This window comes from Microvirga pudoricolor (genome assembly GCF_016892705.1).
Classification (GTDB): domain Bacteria; phylum Pseudomonadota; class Alphaproteobacteria; order Rhizobiales; family Beijerinckiaceae; genus Microvirga; species Microvirga pudoricolor.
In genome coordinates this window covers 89,904-104,899 of record NZ_JAFEMB010000007.1, presented here as the reverse complement: position 1 = coordinate 104,899, position 14,996 = coordinate 89,904, and the positions used below count along the sequence as shown (strand labels likewise).

12 protein-coding genes are annotated in these 14,996 nt (G+C 61.8%); 1 reads left to right on the top strand and 11 read right to left on the bottom strand.

Annotated features, from left to right (window positions below; genetic code table 11):
• Window positions 1-62: 62 nt before the first annotated feature.
• The 11 genes from ILT42_RS19775 to ILT42_RS19725 all read right to left on the bottom strand — a co-directional run bounded on the left by ILT42_RS19775 (window position 63) and on the right by ILT42_RS19725 (window position 13,683).
• Window positions 63-875 (bottom strand): heme ABC transporter ATP-binding protein, encoded by an 813-nt coding sequence (locus tag ILT42_RS19775; RefSeq protein ID WP_204217613.1) that lies wholly within the window; start codon window positions 873-875, stop codon window positions 63-65.
• A complete protein-coding gene (locus ILT42_RS19770) occupies window positions 872-1,954 on the bottom strand; it encodes a FecCD family ABC transporter permease (RefSeq protein ID WP_204217612.1) in 1,083 nt (360 codons plus the stop codon). Before ILT42_RS19770 ends, ILT42_RS19775 begins: the two co-directional genes overlap by 4 nt.
• Window positions 1,951-2,829, bottom strand: a complete 879-nt coding sequence (locus ILT42_RS19765; RefSeq protein WP_204217611.1) for a heme/hemin ABC transporter substrate-binding protein — start codon at window positions 2,827-2,829, stop codon at window positions 1,951-1,953. The genes ILT42_RS19770 and ILT42_RS19765 overlap by 4 nt, the downstream gene beginning before the upstream one ends.
• Window positions 2,830-2,850: 21 nt before the next feature.
• Window positions 2,851-3,870 (bottom strand): hemin-degrading factor, encoded by a 1,020-nt coding sequence (locus ILT42_RS19760; protein ID WP_204217610.1) that lies wholly within the window; start codon window positions 3,868-3,870, stop codon window positions 2,851-2,853.
• Window positions 3,871-4,132: 262 nt separating this feature from the next.
• A complete protein-coding gene (locus tag ILT42_RS19755; protein ID WP_204217609.1) occupies window positions 4,133-5,779 on the bottom strand; it encodes a glycosyltransferase in 1,647 nt (548 codons plus the stop codon).
• A gap of 97 nt (window positions 5,780-5,876) precedes the next feature.
• The gene (locus ILT42_RS19750) at window positions 5,877-7,673 is read right to left on the bottom strand and encodes a glycosyltransferase family 2 protein (protein ID WP_204217608.1); all 1,797 of its coding nucleotides are present in this window, start codon (window positions 7,671-7,673) and stop codon (window positions 5,877-5,879) included.
• A 74-nt stretch (window positions 7,674-7,747) separates the two neighbouring features.
• Window positions 7,748-8,488 (bottom strand): ABC transporter ATP-binding protein, encoded by a 741-nt coding sequence (locus ILT42_RS19745; protein WP_204217607.1) that lies wholly within the window; start codon window positions 8,486-8,488, stop codon window positions 7,748-7,750.
• Between the two features lie 49 nt (window positions 8,489-8,537).
• On the bottom strand, window positions 8,538-9,323 hold the full coding sequence (locus tag ILT42_RS19740; protein ID WP_204217606.1) for an ABC transporter permease: 786 nt from the start codon (window positions 9,321-9,323) through the stop codon (window positions 8,538-8,540).
• Window positions 9,324-9,556: 233 nt separating this feature from the next.
• Entirely contained in the window at window positions 9,557-10,429 is an 873-nt protein-coding gene (gene rfbA / locus ILT42_RS19735) for a glucose-1-phosphate thymidylyltransferase RfbA (protein WP_204217706.1), read from the bottom strand.
• A gap of 69 nt (window positions 10,430-10,498) precedes the next feature.
• Window positions 10,499-12,460, bottom strand: a complete 1,962-nt coding sequence (locus ILT42_RS19730; protein ID WP_204217605.1) for a glycosyltransferase — start codon at window positions 12,458-12,460, stop codon at window positions 10,499-10,501.
• 8 nt (window positions 12,461-12,468) lie between these two features.
• On the bottom strand, window positions 12,469-13,683 hold the full coding sequence (locus tag ILT42_RS19725) for a methyltransferase domain-containing protein (protein WP_204217604.1): 1,215 nt from the start codon (window positions 13,681-13,683) through the stop codon (window positions 12,469-12,471).
• A 369-nt stretch (window positions 13,684-14,052) separates the two neighbouring features.
• On the opposite strand from ILT42_RS19725, the gene ILT42_RS19720 reads away from it, so the two are divergent.
• Window positions 14,053-14,976: an NAD-dependent epimerase/dehydratase family protein gene (locus ILT42_RS19720; RefSeq protein ID WP_204217603.1), complete on the top strand. Its 924-nt coding sequence runs from the start codon at window positions 14,053-14,055 to the stop codon at window positions 14,974-14,976.
• The last annotated feature ends 20 nt before the right edge of the window (window positions 14,977-14,996 follow it).

Here is a 14,996-nt window from a genome sequence, read left to right as displayed (position 1 = left end):
CTCGTGAACCTCACAGGCAACGCGGACAAGCTGCCAAGGTTGCAGGCCCATGCGAGATTTCGTCACAAGCGCTGTGCTGAGCCTCCCGCAGCCGGTATGGCTGCCCAGGGTTGCGTGGGCAGGACGGGGCTGGTGAGCGCCACGCCGAAGACCTCCGCGAGACGGGCGTGGGTCAACACATCCTCGGCCGGACCCCGCGCTACGAGGCGCCCTGCCCGCAATAGCACGAGGTCGTCGCTGGCACTGGCCGCCAGCAGGAGATCGTGCAGCACGGCCACCACGGTCACACCGGCGCCTGCCAGTGCCTTCGCTTCCTCGATCACGGCGAGCTGGTGCCTGAGGTCGAGGCTGGCGATGGGCTCGTCGAGGAACAGGATTTGTTGCGACTCCACCGAGCGGCCGGCGGCGAGTTGGGCGACAACCCGGGCGAAGTGCACCCGCTGACGCTCTCCGCCTGACAATGTCTGGTAGTAGCGGGCGGCCAGATGGGCGACATCGGCCCGATCGAGGGCCTGCCGCACCAAGCCGGCACGGTCGGCGCGCGTCAGGCCGCGTCCGATGCCGTCGACACCCAGAGAGACGACCTCCGAGACCAGGAACGGAAAGTTGAGCTCCGCCGCCTGGGGCATCACGGCCCGCATGTGGGCGAGCCGCCAGGCGCCGATCCGGCGCAGGGACTGCCCTCCGACGGCGACTTCGCCTCGCGTCGGCGCGAGTTCCCCGCACAGGAGACGCAGCAAGGTCGACTTCCCGGCCCCGTTCGGCCCAACGATTACGGTGAAGCGCCCCTTCCCGATCGCAAGATCGATCCCGTCCACGAGCGCCCTTCCCCCCAGCTCGTAGGTGAGATCGCGGGCCTCCAGGGCGGGCATCATGCGCCGATCCCCCTCTGGCGTCCGAGGAGGAGCCACAGGAAGAACGGCGCGCCGATGATAGCCGTGAGAATGCCGATGGGCATCTCGGCGGGGGCGACGACCGTGCGGGCGAAGGAATCGGCGCCCACGAGCAACGCGCCGCCCAGGAGCGCCGACGCCGGGAGCAAGAGACGATGGTCGGCCCCGGTGAGAACCCGCAGGGTATGAGGCACGATGATGCCCACGAAGCCGATGATGCCGGCAGCCGCCACGGAGGCGCCCACCATGACGGCAACGAGCAGGATCGCGGCGGCCTTGACCCGCTGGACCGGGAGGCCGAGATGGAAAGCCTCGGCTTCGCCCAGCGACAGGGCGTTCAGCCCACGGGCCAGGAACGGCATCAGCGCCATGGCAGGCAGGATGAACGGCGCGACCGCCGCCGTCTTGGCCCAGGTCGATCCGCTCAAGGAGCCCATGGACCAGAAATTCAGGTCTCGCAGCTGCTGGTCGTTGCTGAGATACGACAGAAAGCCCATGAAAGCCCAGGCCAGCGCCCCGAAAGCCACGCCGCCGAGCAGCATCGTGGCGATGGACGTGCGGCCGTCGCGGGTGGCGATGAGATAGAGAAAGAGCGTCGCGATCAGGCAGCCGCAGAAGGCGCCGACCGGCAGGGCGAGGAACGGGACCGCCCCGAACCAGCGCGGTCCCATGACGATCACGACCGCGGCCGCGAGGGCCGCGCCGGTCGAGACGCCCACGATCGCCGGATCGGCCAGGGGATTTCGGAACAGGCCCTGCATCAGCGTCCCGGAGACCGCCAGTCCCGCGCCCACGAGCAGGCCGAGCAGGAGGCGCGGCAGCCGGACTTGGAGCACGACCAACGCATCCCCCGGCGGGGCCGCGGGCGCGCCCGGGAAGGCCGATGCCAGCGCGTCGATCACGCGCCCCACGGGAATGCCGACCGCCCCAAGGCCCAGCGACACCAGGGACACCGCGACGAGCAGCAGCGCCAGCCCTCCCAGGACGATGGGGACGCGCTGATCGAGGGGCCGCGTCCGAAGGCCCTGCAGGCCGGCATGCGCCGGGGATGCAGCTTTCATCGGCGCGGCGCCTGCCGGAGCGCCGTCATGAGGTCCCCGGCGGCGGCCGGGGTCCGTGGTCCGAAGCCCAGAAGATAGAGGCCGTCCATCACCACGAGCCTGTGATCCTTGGCGGCCGGCGTGGACGCGAAGGCCGGGAGCGTGAAGGGGTCGGTCCCGGCTCCGCTTGGACCATGGGCCATCATGACCACGGCCTCCGGGGCTGCCGCGATGACGCCCTCGTCCGAGAGCGGCTTCCAGCCGTCGAGGGCAGAGGCCGCATTGGTGGCGCCCGCCAGCGACAGGATGGCATCAGCCGTGGTGCCGCGCCCGCCCACCATGGGGCGGCCGTTCTGAAGCGACAGCACGAACAGGGCGCGCACCGGCCGCGTCACCGCGTTGCGCTCCTCGGTCAGCTTCGAGAATCCGCCCTCCACCTCTCGGATCAGCGCGGCGCCTTCGTCCTGCGCGCCCACGGCACGGGCGATGATCTCGATCTTACGGATCACGCCCTCGCGGCTCGGATCGTCCGGAACCCGGGTCAGGGGAACGCCGGCCTGCTCCAGGATCCGCAGCACGTCCGGCGGCCCGGCCCCGTCGAGGGCCAGAACCAGGGTCGGCTGGAGGGAGAGGACTCCCTCGGCTCCCAGCGCCCGCACATAGCCGACGCTTTTCTTCGTGCGCATGGCCTCGGCCGGATAGAGGCTCGTGGTGTCCACACCCACGATCTCGTCCTGGTGTCCGAGGCGGTACAGGATTTCCGTGATGGCGCCGCCGACGCTGACGATGCGGCGGGGTGCCTGCGCCGGGGCTGGCCGTGCGGCCATGGCAGCGAGCGAGCCCAGGATCAGGGCGCGCCGGGAGACGCGAAGGCGGGAGGGAAACGGAAGGGACATGCGCGGGCCTCGAAACGACACTTAAAGGGACGCCACAAGCGCGCGCCAGTTCCCATCCTCCGGCGCATGTTCGTCGCGGACGCCGAAGAACTGTGCGATCAGGCTACGGTCTTCCGCGTAGAGTTCGATCGAGGTCACAAGCCCGTGCTTGGTCGGCTTGCGCACCTCCCAGGTCTCGGTGACGAGATCCTCGCGCAGGTGAAGGTTGAAGCCCGGATCGAGCACGTTGACCCAAGGGCCTATGACCTTAATGGTCTTGACCGCCCCGTGATGGATCTGGATGCAGCCCTTGTTGCCCACGAAGCACATGATCGGCAGCCCACGCGAGGACGCCTGCTCCAGCATCGCGCGGGCGGCGCTGTTGGGGAGAAGGCGCACATGCTCGGCATCGAGCGCCCGAAGGGCCGTGTGCCGGTCTGCGCCGAACTTCGTCAGCAGAGGATGAAATTCGTGCACGTCCTGCATCTCGGCAAAGGCCTTGCGGAAACCCTCCGCATCGAACGCTTGCGCCGGGAGCGGTTCCGGCCGCGCGGGCGCCACCTGAAGCGGCTCGGGCGCCGGATCTGCAAACCGCGTGCGGATGGCCTCGAAGGCCGTCACGTCCGATTGCGGCTTGAGGTGGATCTTGATGACGGCTTCGCCGCCCGCGTCGAAAACCTGGAGGCTGCGGCGGGGACCCTTATCGTCCGGGATCTCCACCGCGAAAGCGCTGACCCAGTGCTTCAGGAACATGCGCAGGTCGATGGCGTCGTTGAGCACGAGGCCGACGCCGCCGGAGATCTTGATGTTGCCGAACGGACCGACCTTCTCGTGCACGGCCCCCTCGTTGCGGGTGAGCGCCATGACCTCGCCGAGGGACGGAAGCGCCTCGATGAGCTCGCGCATGGAGGCGGTCAGACGCACGACCTCCGGGCCGTCATGCCGGTCGAGAAGCTCGGCCTCCGAGATCCCCATCTCCTGCGCGAGATCGCGGCTTCTCTTTCCCGTGGCAAAGAACGGCACGCTTCCGGCGGCTAGGCGCGGTGCACTCGATATCGTCATGTCTGGCCCCTCTCGTTCCGGCTCTTCCCGCCGGCCAATCGGGCCGCTTACGGAAATCGTCGCCATGTATTCGAGGGCTTTTCACGCCGCTCAGGCTTGTAGGTCAACTGTAAAAAGTAAGCTTAGAACAGGTATAGATTGTAGTGAGTTCAAAGAAGCCTGTAGTTTAGAACGGTCCCAATCGACTCTACTTGCGACGGCGGCTCGCCCCCTCCTTTCCGGCAGGGCACCGATGCTCTGAATGCATGGCTACGGCCCTGCCCTAGCGCCGCTTCAACCGATCGCGCAGTTTCAGGAGGATCCGGTTGACCAGCTTGCCCTTCAGGAGGGCCAACTCCGCGTCCCTGGCGGCGGAGTGCTCGTTCACGGCCACAAGCTGCTCGTAGAGCCCATCCCTGTTGGCCGTGACAGAGACCAGCTCACCGGTCACGGACAGGAGTTGGTCGTGCAACTCGTCCCGATTCGTCTTCACGGCCGTGAGTTCCTGAGCCAGAGCTTCGACCTGCTCGGCCAAGATCGGCCCGAAAGGACGGGTCTCGACGTACGGGTCGAGGCGCAGCGGCACGTAGGCTTGGCGCAGGCCACCGTCACCCGCGCCGATCCCAGCCTGCTTGCCATCCGAAGGTCTCCAACCGACCGTCACGGCAAGGCTTTCGAACAGCGCCTCGTAGGCCTCCGCCTGCCGGTCGAGGGTGAGCCTCTGCACGTCTTCGGCCGCAGAACGTCCGAGTGCCTTGGCGGCTTCTTCGTCCAAGGCCAGATCCACGATTGCCCTGGCGAGATCGTCCAAGGACAAGGGTTCGACGAGACGGCCGTTCCGTCCGTCGGTGACGGTCTCGGGAATGCCGCCGACCCGGAACGCGATGACCGGCGTCCCACAGGCCATGGCCTCCACCATCACGTTGGGCTGGTTGTCCTCGTGGGATGGCAGGACGCAGAGATCCGCGGCGTTGTAGATCTCGCTCAGGCGCTCGTCGCTGTCGACCCAGCCGAGGTCGATCACCGGAAGGCCGAGCCCGGCGAGGTCCGCCTGCGTCTTTCCGAAAGAAAGGAGATGGATCCGTCCCTGCCCGGCCCGCTCCGCGAAAGCGGCGTCCCGCAGGCTCAGGCGGAGGGCCCCTAGGAGATCCTCGAAGCCCTTGCGGTGCTCCCTGTTGTCGTAGACCCCGAACAAGATGGCGCAATCGCCGGACGCCAACCCCAGCGACTGGCGGACGGCCGCGCGGTCGCGTGGACGGAAGGTCTCCGTCTCCAGGCCGTTGGGGATGACCTGGACGGGCCCCGAGAAAACCCGGCTCGCATCGGCAAGCCCGGCGAGCCAAGCCGAGGGAGACACGGCGCGGGCATTGGGCCTTCCGTAGCGCTCGCGCTTCGTCTCGAGGCTGTGCCGGATGAGACCGAGCTCGTCCGGGTGGACCTGATGGCAAGGTTCGCACGCGGCCTCGAAGCCCCGGCAGCCTGCGGCGTAGTGGCATCCGCCCGTGAAATGGGCCATGTCGTGGAGGGTGAAGACCGTGGGAATGCCGAGATCGGCGACATTCCCCAAGGTGAGAGGCGACATCATGCCCCCGGTCCAATGAACGTTCACGGCGTCAAAGCCGCGAAGTCCCGGGATGGCGGCGAGGTCGAGCCCGGTCACCTGGGTCGAGAAGCTCGTGTTCGATACGGAACTGCGCCGGGCGGCCACGTAGGAGGCGTCGAAGGCCGTGGAGGCCACACGGGCGAACCGGTCGAGGCCCGTCTCGTCTGCCCGGGGCCGGACGAGAACCTCGTTCGCCGAGGCTCCCGCCTCGACGGCGATGAAAACATCGACCTCATGGCCTCGCCCGCGCAGCCCCTGCGCCAGCCGCTGCATGGCCCGCGCCGCGCCACCCGAGCCCGCCTCGGTGCTCACCATCGCAATCCGCAAGCGTTTGTCCCCGTTCTGTAACGAAGTATGGGATTAGGGGATCCGACCCCGAAGATCAACGCTTCCGCCCGAGGGCCTCCGGGGCCACTGCACGAGGTCAGCGAGCGCGGATCCAGCGGACGGACGCGCCCACGAGTCGCCTCACCGCTTCCAGGCCCCTTCCAATTCCAGGCATTCTGTACAGAGCACGGTAGAGTTCGGCCGCCCTGTAGGCGCGGGAGGCCTTCATGGTCTCCCATTGCTCGGCCTGTAATCTCAACGTCTCGACCTCGCTTTGCAGATCGAGGATCATCCGCTCGCGACCCTCGGCGGAGGCCTGCTCCGGTACAGTCGCCCCCGGCTCCGTCGCCGGAAGGGCTTGCGGCTGATAACGCGCCGGTGGCGGATGGATCGGCTCGAACGGCTCGATCCGCCATTTGCCAAGCTGGTAGCCCAGCCTTGCCTGATCCGACTCGGCTGTGTTGCGATCGAAGGCGACGACGGAGCGGAATATGTCGATGTGGTCCGACAAGGCGTTAAAGCCCTGCGGCTCGGTCATCCCGCCGGCATCCTCGCATGAAACGACATCCGGATAGCGGTAATACGTGACCTCGTAGGATTGCCATAGCGGACCGAAACGATTGAGAAGACGTTCCGCGAGTGGACTGGACGTCATATGCAAGTGCGCGCCGGGAGCTGCGCCCTGAATCAGCTTGAAGCACAGGAGATCGCGATCGCCCGGAGGCAGATCCGACGCGAGCGCATCAAGATCGAGGATCGTCGCACCCGCAATGCCGTCCGGCGCCGGTCCGCCGTCAGCGCCGTCGAGCACTACGAGAACATGTTTCGTCGTGTCGGCAGCCAAGTCCGAACTCAACGATACCATCGGATCGCTCGTCGTCCGGAAAGACCAGGACGGGAGCAGGATCACGTGATCGAAGGGCCGGTTTCCGACCTGCTCGCAAAGGGAATGGTATGCTCGTCCGATCCTGGGATCGACGATATTCCAGTAATGGTCGGACAGCTCTTGCCGAAAGGCTTCGATGTGAATGGAGGGATCGATCTGGTTCGCAGCGGCGACGAGATCCTCGTAAGCTGGATCCCGAAAGACTTTCGGTCCTACGATCTGCGTCTGGGTCGCCAGGTTCATGCCTTCCCGCAGCTCGCCGAGGTTGTCTGCGAAAACACGCTGGAAGGTGGAAGGCTCGAAGAGTGTGCTGGGCATCGGCTGGCGCACCGACGTCCGATCTGAGACATAGCTCAGACTCTCGACCCTTTGGCGGTAGAACAAGACCGTGCCTTCGACGGCGTGGAAACGATATCCAAGCGCCATTGCCTCGCAGTTGAAGTGCCAATCCTCGTACGCATAGCCGGACGACGCCGGCACATGGGTAAAGCGAAGCTTCTCAAAGAGAGACCTGTGCGCGACGATCTTCGATGAATAGAGGTGATGCTTGAGCATCGCCTCGGGATGAATCTGATCCTGGTTGAAGTATTCACCAAGCCTGTAGCGGTAGCCGAAACCGAAGATGTATTTCGGCACCAGGATGGCGCCATCCCCGAGCTTTGCGGCCTCCTCGCACATTCGATCGATAAAGGAATAGGAGACGAGATCGTCCCCGTCGGCGGTCTCGATGTACTCTCCCGTAGCCTCCGCGATACCCGCATTACGCGAGAGGCTGAGCGAGCCAGCCATGATATTCGTTTGCCGCACCGCGGAGAACGCTGTGAGATCGGCCGCCTCGAAGATTTCGCGGGTCACGGCATCGGTGCGGTCAAAGACGGCAACCAATTCAACAGCCTTGCCGCGCCGGCGGGCATAGTCAGCCGCAACGGCGAGAGAACTCAACGTCCTGGCAAGAAACTTTCCCTCGCGATGCAAGCTCAGGACAACGGAAACATCGATCCTTTGCATCACGGTTCCTGTCCTCCGCCGAGCCGAACCCGATCCAGGAAGTTTCGTTCGAACTGCGGCTTAAGCCTGGCCCGTCATGACGAGATGGACGCCCCGACGACTTCGTCGTAATGCTCGTAGGCATCCTCGATCGGCCCATCGAAGAGGAGCTTTCCTCTCTGCAGGACCAACCCGCGGGTACAGAATTTCTTGATCATGCTGGGATCATGAGATGACAACACCACGATCGGCGCCCGCTCGATGAAGCCGATGAGCCTCTTGTTGGCCTTAGCCACGAAGGCGGCATCGCCTGCACCGATCCCTTCGTCCACAAGGAGGACATCGGCATTGACCGCCGTCGAAATGGCAAATGCCAGACGAGCCACCATGCCGGCCGAATAGGTCCTGATCGGCATGTCGAGAAACTCGCCGAGTTCGGTGAACTCAGCGATATCGTCCGCCTGGCTTTCGATCTCCGCTCGGGTCAAACCCAGGTAAAGACCTCGCAGCAGAATGTTTTCATAGCCGGTGGATTCCTGATCCATGCCGAAAGCAGTGTCGAACAGGGCGGCAACGCGGCCCTCGACATGCATGGACCCGGAGGCCGGATGGTAAATTCCAGCCATGACGCGCAATAGGGTGCTTTTACCGCTGCCGTTGTGGCCGATGAGGGCGACCCGATCGCCCGGCTCGAACCTGAAGCTGACATTCTCGAGTGCTTGGATCTCGGCGTAGCGCGACGACTTTCCCGCAACGCGGCCGCCCGTCGTGCGTGACAGGAGCTTGTTCTTCAAGGACCGGGCAGATGAAGTGAAGACCGGATAGCTGACGCTCACGTCTCGTGCTTCTACAATCGACATCATAAATCTCCACGTGACCTAGCGGCTAGATCCAGTAAGCGAGCTGGCCTCTCGCACGGGAATAGTAGAACAGGGCGATGATCCAGCCCACAACTGTCATGGCGATGCAGACCGACCAGAGACCGATCGAGGGTGCCGTACCCAGCACCGGAATTCTCACGATTTCGAGCAAGTACGTAAAGGGATTGACGAAGGCCACCCAACGCCGATCCGGGGGAAGGAAGCTGACCTGCCAGAATACGGGCGTGCCCAGGAAAAGCGCTGGCATGAACGTTCCGACGATGACGGGCACGTCGCGGAAACGCGCCCCGAGAGAGCCGATAAAGAGCACCATCCATGTCAAGTTTAGCGTGACGAGAAGCAAGCCGGGAATGACGAGCAAAGTCGCCCAGGTCACGTGCACCTTCGCGATGATCATCACCAGAACGATCACGGTCGCATTGTGCAGGAGAAAGATGACCTGCTGCCAGATCAGTCGGAAGACATGCAGGGGCAACGGCGCCGGGATCTGCTTAATCGTTGCGCTCGAAGCAATGAAGACGCTCGCGCCCTCGACGAGACTGCCCGAAATGAAGCCCCAGATGATCAGGCCCGTCGCGGCCAGCGGCATGAAGGTCGCGATATCCTGACGAAAGAGGCTCGAATAGACGAGCGTCATGAAGCCGATGAAGAAAGCACTGGCGATCGTGATCCAAAAGGGTCCGAGGATCGAGCGGCGATAACGCTGGCGGACGTCGTGCCAGCCGAGGAACAGCCAGAGGTCGGCCCTTCTCAAGCCATTGATGATATCGGACGAGGCGATTTTTAGCATTGTGAAACCTAGGATCAGCGCGGGCTCTTATCCCATTTCTCCGGAATGACCAAGCGCTCAGGCCGTCGCGGCTCGCAGGCCCGACCCAACTCTATTCCACGACCTGAACTGCCCCCAGACCCCACATCTTCCCGGTAAAGGGAGGCTGATTTCCGGGCCGCAATGGCAATTGCCACAAAAGTGCGACTGATCTTATCGAGACACTAGACCTCTACGAAATATATCGCCTATGATTACTCTGGTACCTGAGCAATCCCTTGAATATATAATCCATATTTACTTTTTCCAAGGTCATGTCCGATCTTCATCAACTGCTCGCGATCAATATATCCCATGTTGAAAGCGATCTCTTCGGGACAGGAAATCTTGAAGCCCTGACGATGTTCGAGCGTGCGTACGAACTCGGCAGCCTCAAGCAAGGAATCCGGGGTCCCCGTGTCCAGCCAGGCAAATCCCCTCCCCATCCTCTCCACGGACAAGGTCCCTTCCTCGAGATAGGCCTTGTTGAGGTCCGTAATTTCGAGTTCACCACGTGCAGACGGCTTCAACCGTCGGGCGATCTCGGAAGCACGCCCGTCATAGAAGTAAAGGCCAGTCACAGCCCAGTTGGAGGCTGGCTTCGCTGGCTTCTCCTCAATGGAGATCGCCCGGCCGCACCTGTCGAAGCCTACGACACCATACCTCTCGGGGTCGGAAACATGATAAGCGAAGATGGAAGCGCCCACACGACGGCTGGCCACATTTTGAAGTCTCTCGCCCAATCCATGCCCGTAGAAGAGGTTGTCGCCCAGTATCAGAACTGAGCTATCCCCTGCTACGAAACTTTCACCGATCAAGTAAGCTTGCGCGAGACCACCGGGCTCGGGCTGCATCGCATAGGATAGGGTAATCCCCCAGTTCTCTCCCGATCCCAGTAAAGCTTGGAAACGCGGCAGGTCCTGGGGCGTCGAAATAATTAAGATGTCTTTGATGCCAGCCAGCATCAATGTAGAAAGGGGATAGTAAATCATCGGCTTATCGTAAACAGGCAAGAGCTGCTTCGATCCGACGAGAGTCATTGGATGCAACCGTGTGCCGCTGCCTCCTGCGAGAATGATTCCCTTCAACTTCGCCACTGAAATTTCCAATCTTCGAAGCTCACGAGTCCAATACTTTGTACAGAGGCCTCATGCATTTTATCCACGTGCACGACGCTTCAGCGCCTCATGGAAGAAGGGCCCGAACCGAGCCGCCATCACAGGCCAGTCCCAGGCAGCAATGGACGTGAGGTTCTCGGCAGAAAGTCTGGGAAGGAGCGAAGGCTCCCTGATCATTCTAAGGATTGCATCCTTCAGGGCAGCGACGGTTCTCGCTTCTAGAATGAACTCGCGCTGAAGCTCTCCAAATGCTTGCGGCACGATGCCGACATCTGTCGTGATCACTGGAACTCCGCAGGCCATGGCTTCCAGGACCGGGTTGGGCGTGCCTTCGATCTCGGACGTGCAGACCAGAACATCGATCTGACCGTAGTAGTTCGGCATATCGGCGTGAGAGATCATCCTGACTTGCCGGTCTGCGAAGTGCTCGACAATCTCGTACCCCTCTTCCTGCAGTTCACGGATTGCGGGCTTCAGGATCGTATGCAGCCCCTTGGGATCACCCAAATGCTTGGCCCATTTGCTGTTTCCAACCCAACCCAGGACGATGGGCCGGTTCGAGATATCCTCAAGGCGCTGGAGGTTGTTGGGTGAAAAGCGAGCGAGGTCCACGCCATCGGGGAGAATGGCTGCCGGGGCCTTATAGGCCTCGATCTGCGCGTAGATGTCGTACAATCGCTGGGAGCAGACGTAATACTCGTCGACATACTCGTTGAACAGATCGACCCGATCCATAATCTCCGGCTGGGTCAGAAACAAGTGATCATAAACTGCAGCCGTGATGACCTTATTCTTCAGGAAGCGCTCGGCGAAGTAGTCATACCCCAAGCCCTTCTGATCCAGATGATGCCGGTGATGAGGGCTGCGGACGAGCCGCGGCACCTCGCGCCAGAAGAAATGCATCAGATCCGCATTCTCGCACATCATGAAGACGCGAGAGATGTCCTCCACTACCGCGAGTGGGATGATCTCGAACTCAAACTCCTGCCCCAGTGCGGCGACCACCTGCCGGGCGATGTTGGCGAACGCCCAATCCTCCAGGTCGACGATGAGCGCGATGTGCGGCCGGGTTGTATGATCGTTCGGGCTTATAACAGCGACAGGCACGAGGTCGCTGGAACTGGTCCTGGGCAATACCGCGATCCGGTTTTTCGCCTCGAATCTGCATCGGGCGAGCTCCTCGGCGGATACCCGATCCGCCACCTCGGCCTCGCCTTCCACCGGGGCCGCCCCCTCGCTCAGATCCGACGCGACATTGATCCCGGTGATGGAGGCCACTCCAACTTTGTAGCCTTTCCGGTAGAGGCGAAGGGAAAGATCGAGGTCCTCGAATGGACCAACCGTCTCGTCGTACCCGCCGATGTCGTGAAAGCTGTTTACATCGAACAGGTATCCGATCCCGCTCAATGCGGTCGCAAGGAAGCCGACCTCAGGCTCCCCTGTGCCGGCAGAGCCGAGCCCGACGCCCAGGTGGCCTTCCGATAAGGACGGGACGAGATGATGCGCGTTATGGAAGTGCGCCTGCTTCGCATGAGCGCGGACGGACATGAAACGGCATCCCAGCTCACTCAGGTCTCGCTGCAACACGGGCAGGAAGTTCCAGAGGACCTCGACTGTGGGCTTCAGCCACAGAAGCCAGCCCGACCTTGCAGCCTCTGCCGCCGCGTTTCGAAGGCGAGCTTGTGAAGAGCCCTGGCTAACGACAATTCGCCAACGGAAGGGGTGTACCGCCAAACAGCTTTCAGCGAGAGCTTTGCTCTCAAGATGCCGATCATCCAGGACGAGCAAAAGTTCGCCGGCGAAGTTACCTGTGTGCTTGGCGAGCGAATCCACTAGTCGCTCAAGGCTTTCGGGTGTCTCAAATTCCGTTGCGATCGTCAGGTTTTGACCGCTCGCGCCGATGTTCCCTTCACCGACGTTGTCATCGGTCGCTTCCAGGATCTGGTGGAGAGGGTGATGGCTGTAGCGTGCCTGTTTCCATCGGAAAGGATCTTGGGACATCTGGCACCTTAACGGAAGCGACGGGCGATACGGGCGCCGGAGCGAAGCACGGACGCTCCCAGCGTGAGCACCCAGCGCGGGAGAATGCGCCGCACTCGCCAGTAGATCGATACGACCCGCCAAGGGATGGACGCCAGCTGGTCTTGGAGTTCGCGTTTTTGGCTTTCGCTCGCAGCAAGGGCAGATCCGGACGCTTCGAGAGCCACCTGCCCTTCGAGCAACTGCTGGCGGATCTCTTTCGCGCGGTCCCTAAGAGCTTCATTCTCTGCGTTCGCGGCCCGTAAGCGCAAGTTTGCCGAACGAAGGGAGGATTTCAGTTCAGCTGTGTGAACCGTCTGTTCTGACGTGAACGCCTCCAGCTCAGCAATGCGAGTCTCGAGGTGACCCTTGCGCGTCTCGAGGGAAGCAACATAGTCCCTTATCTCGGAAAGCGGCCCTCCTCCGAACACGGTGCGGTCAGAATAATCCATGGATAAGGGAAATGTGACGCTCGCTACTTGTCCGATATCGGGTCCCCAGATCCCAACGAAGAAGCTGCAATTCTCGATTGTTGGACTTGATGCCGCCTCGCCGGGGACGATCATGGCATTCTCGATGTCTACGATGTCCAGCATCGCGCTCTGGCCAGCTCCATCAGGAGCCGCGACGTCGGCCCCCAATCCGATCGATGCGAAGCCGGCCGTCAGCGATCCCAGACGCCACGAGGTTGCTTCTCCAAGCACCCCTTCGGTTAGATGCTTGAATTCATCGTATCGATATTTGCGAATGTGAAAAGGATTGGAAGTCTTGTCATCCGGGTAGTACCAGTTGTCGTTCGGGCAACTGATAATGATGGTCGCCCTAGGAGCCGCAACAGCCTTGATGGCCGCCAGGAAGGCTTCCGGCTGCTTGAGATGTTCGATGGTCTCGAGGCTGATGACGAGGTCGAAGTTCTTCGCGGGGAAAAGTTCGGCGATGCTGACAACGTCTGCGACTTGGTAAGAAACATCGTGATGCGCAAAGGAGCGCTTCGCCGCCTCGATCGAGTCTTTCGATACGTCGACACCATCGACGGATTTGGCCCCCCATCGAGCCATCAACAGGGAGCCGTAACCTTCGCCGCAGGCGGCATCCAGTACGGTCTTGCCCCGGCATACCGACCTTGCGAGTGCGTACCGCGCCGCATGGATGCTGGCCTCCAAGGAGGAGTATGACGTGCTATTGCCAAAATGCAGCCGTTCCATCGCTGGTCATGTCCGATCATCAAAGCCTGGATTGCAGTGTTTCTGCTAGCCAATTACAACCTTAGTTTCAAGCCCGGCTTGCGCCCTGAAAAGCTCATTCCGGCGGGCTGGAGACCAGTCGCAGAACCACTTAATCCATAGATATACTTTTTAATTTATGAAAGATACTGAATTATAACTATATTAATACTTGATCTATGGGCACGGAAAAACCCAAAGTGAAGTTTTCACCTCTGGCAGAGATCCTTGTCGGCCCGATGTTTTTGAAGCGTTCTTGAGAAGCTCGACTGTAAACCGACGGTGACAAGCACGCGAGTATCTGGCAATAAACCAATTATAGATCGATTATAAGGTTACAAGAGAGGCACTATGCCAGATCGTTACCTGGTCACAGGCGGCTGCGGCTTTATCGGATCCCATCTGGCGGACGCGCTCATCCAATCGGGAAACGAGGTCGTGGTCCTGGATGACCTGTCGACGGGTCAGCGCGACAACCTCGATCCTGCGGCAGAACTGATCGTGGGCGACATCCGAGACCGCGACCTCTTGAAGCGCGCAACGGAAGGCTGCAATGGCATCTTCCACTTGGCCGCCATCGCGTCCGTTCCGAAATGCACCCATCAATGGCAGGAGTCGCATACGGTCAACCTCTCAGCATCCATTGGCATCTTCGAGCAGGCGGCGGAGGCCGGCATCCCTGTCGTGTACGCCTCATCCTCGGCGGTTTATGGAGATGTGGCCCAGAGCCCGATCCGGGAGGATGCCCCGAAGGAGCCGATCTCTGCCTACGGCGCAGATAAGTACGCCATGGAACTTCATGCGAGGGCCGGGGCGAACGCGCGCGGCTTGCGCTCCTTCGGCCTGAGGTTCTTCAACGTCTATGGCCCGCGACAAGATCCGAGTTCGCCGTATTCCGGCGTGATCGCAATTTTCGTCAAGAACGCCCGAGAAGGCAAACCCATCACGGTCTATGGCGATGGGAGCCAAGTTCGGGACTTCGTTTATGTTGCAGATGTGGTGGACGCGTGTCGTGGCGCGATGCGCGCTCTCGGCCGGCAAGACAAGGCTTCCGCCCAGGTCAGCAACGTTTGCACAGGGCGCGGCACGACCATTCGGCACTTGGGCGAGATGATCGTGGAATTGGCCAGCAGCAAGTCGTCATTGGCATATTCCGAACCTCGGGTCGGTGATATCAAAACCTCTGTCGGAGACCCGAGCAATCTTGTCTCTCTTCTCGGGATTACAGCCGACATGTCGTTGAAAGATGGGCTTGCACTACTCATGAAGGACTGACGGTTCGTTGAAACGAACGT

Excerpts from the sequence above, each read along its gene's own strand:
- ILT42_RS19775 (WP_204217613.1), bottom strand. The coding sequence starts at position 875 with ATGATGCCCGCCCTGGAGGCCCGCGATCTCACCTACGAGCTGGGGGGA.
- ILT42_RS19770 (WP_204217612.1), bottom strand. The coding sequence starts at position 1,954 with ATGAAAGCTGCATCCCCGGCGCATGCCGGCCTGCAGGGCCTTCGGACG.
- ILT42_RS19765 (WP_204217611.1), bottom strand. The coding sequence starts at position 2,829 with ATGTCCCTTCCGTTTCCCTCCCGCCTTCGCGTCTCCCGGCGCGCCCTG.
- ILT42_RS19760 (WP_204217610.1), bottom strand. The coding sequence starts at position 3,870 with ATGACGATATCGAGTGCACCGCGCCTAGCCGCCGGAAGCGTGCCGTTC.
- ILT42_RS19750 (WP_204217608.1), bottom strand. The coding sequence starts at position 7,673 with ATGCAAAGGATCGATGTTTCCGTTGTCCTGAGCTTGCATCGCGAGGGA.
- ILT42_RS19740 (WP_204217606.1), bottom strand. The coding sequence starts at position 9,323 with ATGCTAAAAATCGCCTCGTCCGATATCATCAATGGCTTGAGAAGGGCC.
- ILT42_RS19730 (WP_204217605.1), bottom strand. The coding sequence starts at position 12,460 with ATGTCCCAAGATCCTTTCCGATGGAAACAGGCACGCTACAGCCATCAC.
- ILT42_RS19725 (WP_204217604.1), bottom strand. The coding sequence starts at position 13,683 with ATGGAACGGCTGCATTTTGGCAATAGCACGTCATACTCCTCCTTGGAG.
- ILT42_RS19720 (WP_204217603.1), top strand. The coding sequence starts at position 14,053 with ATGCCAGATCGTTACCTGGTCACAGGCGGCTGCGGCTTTATCGGATCC.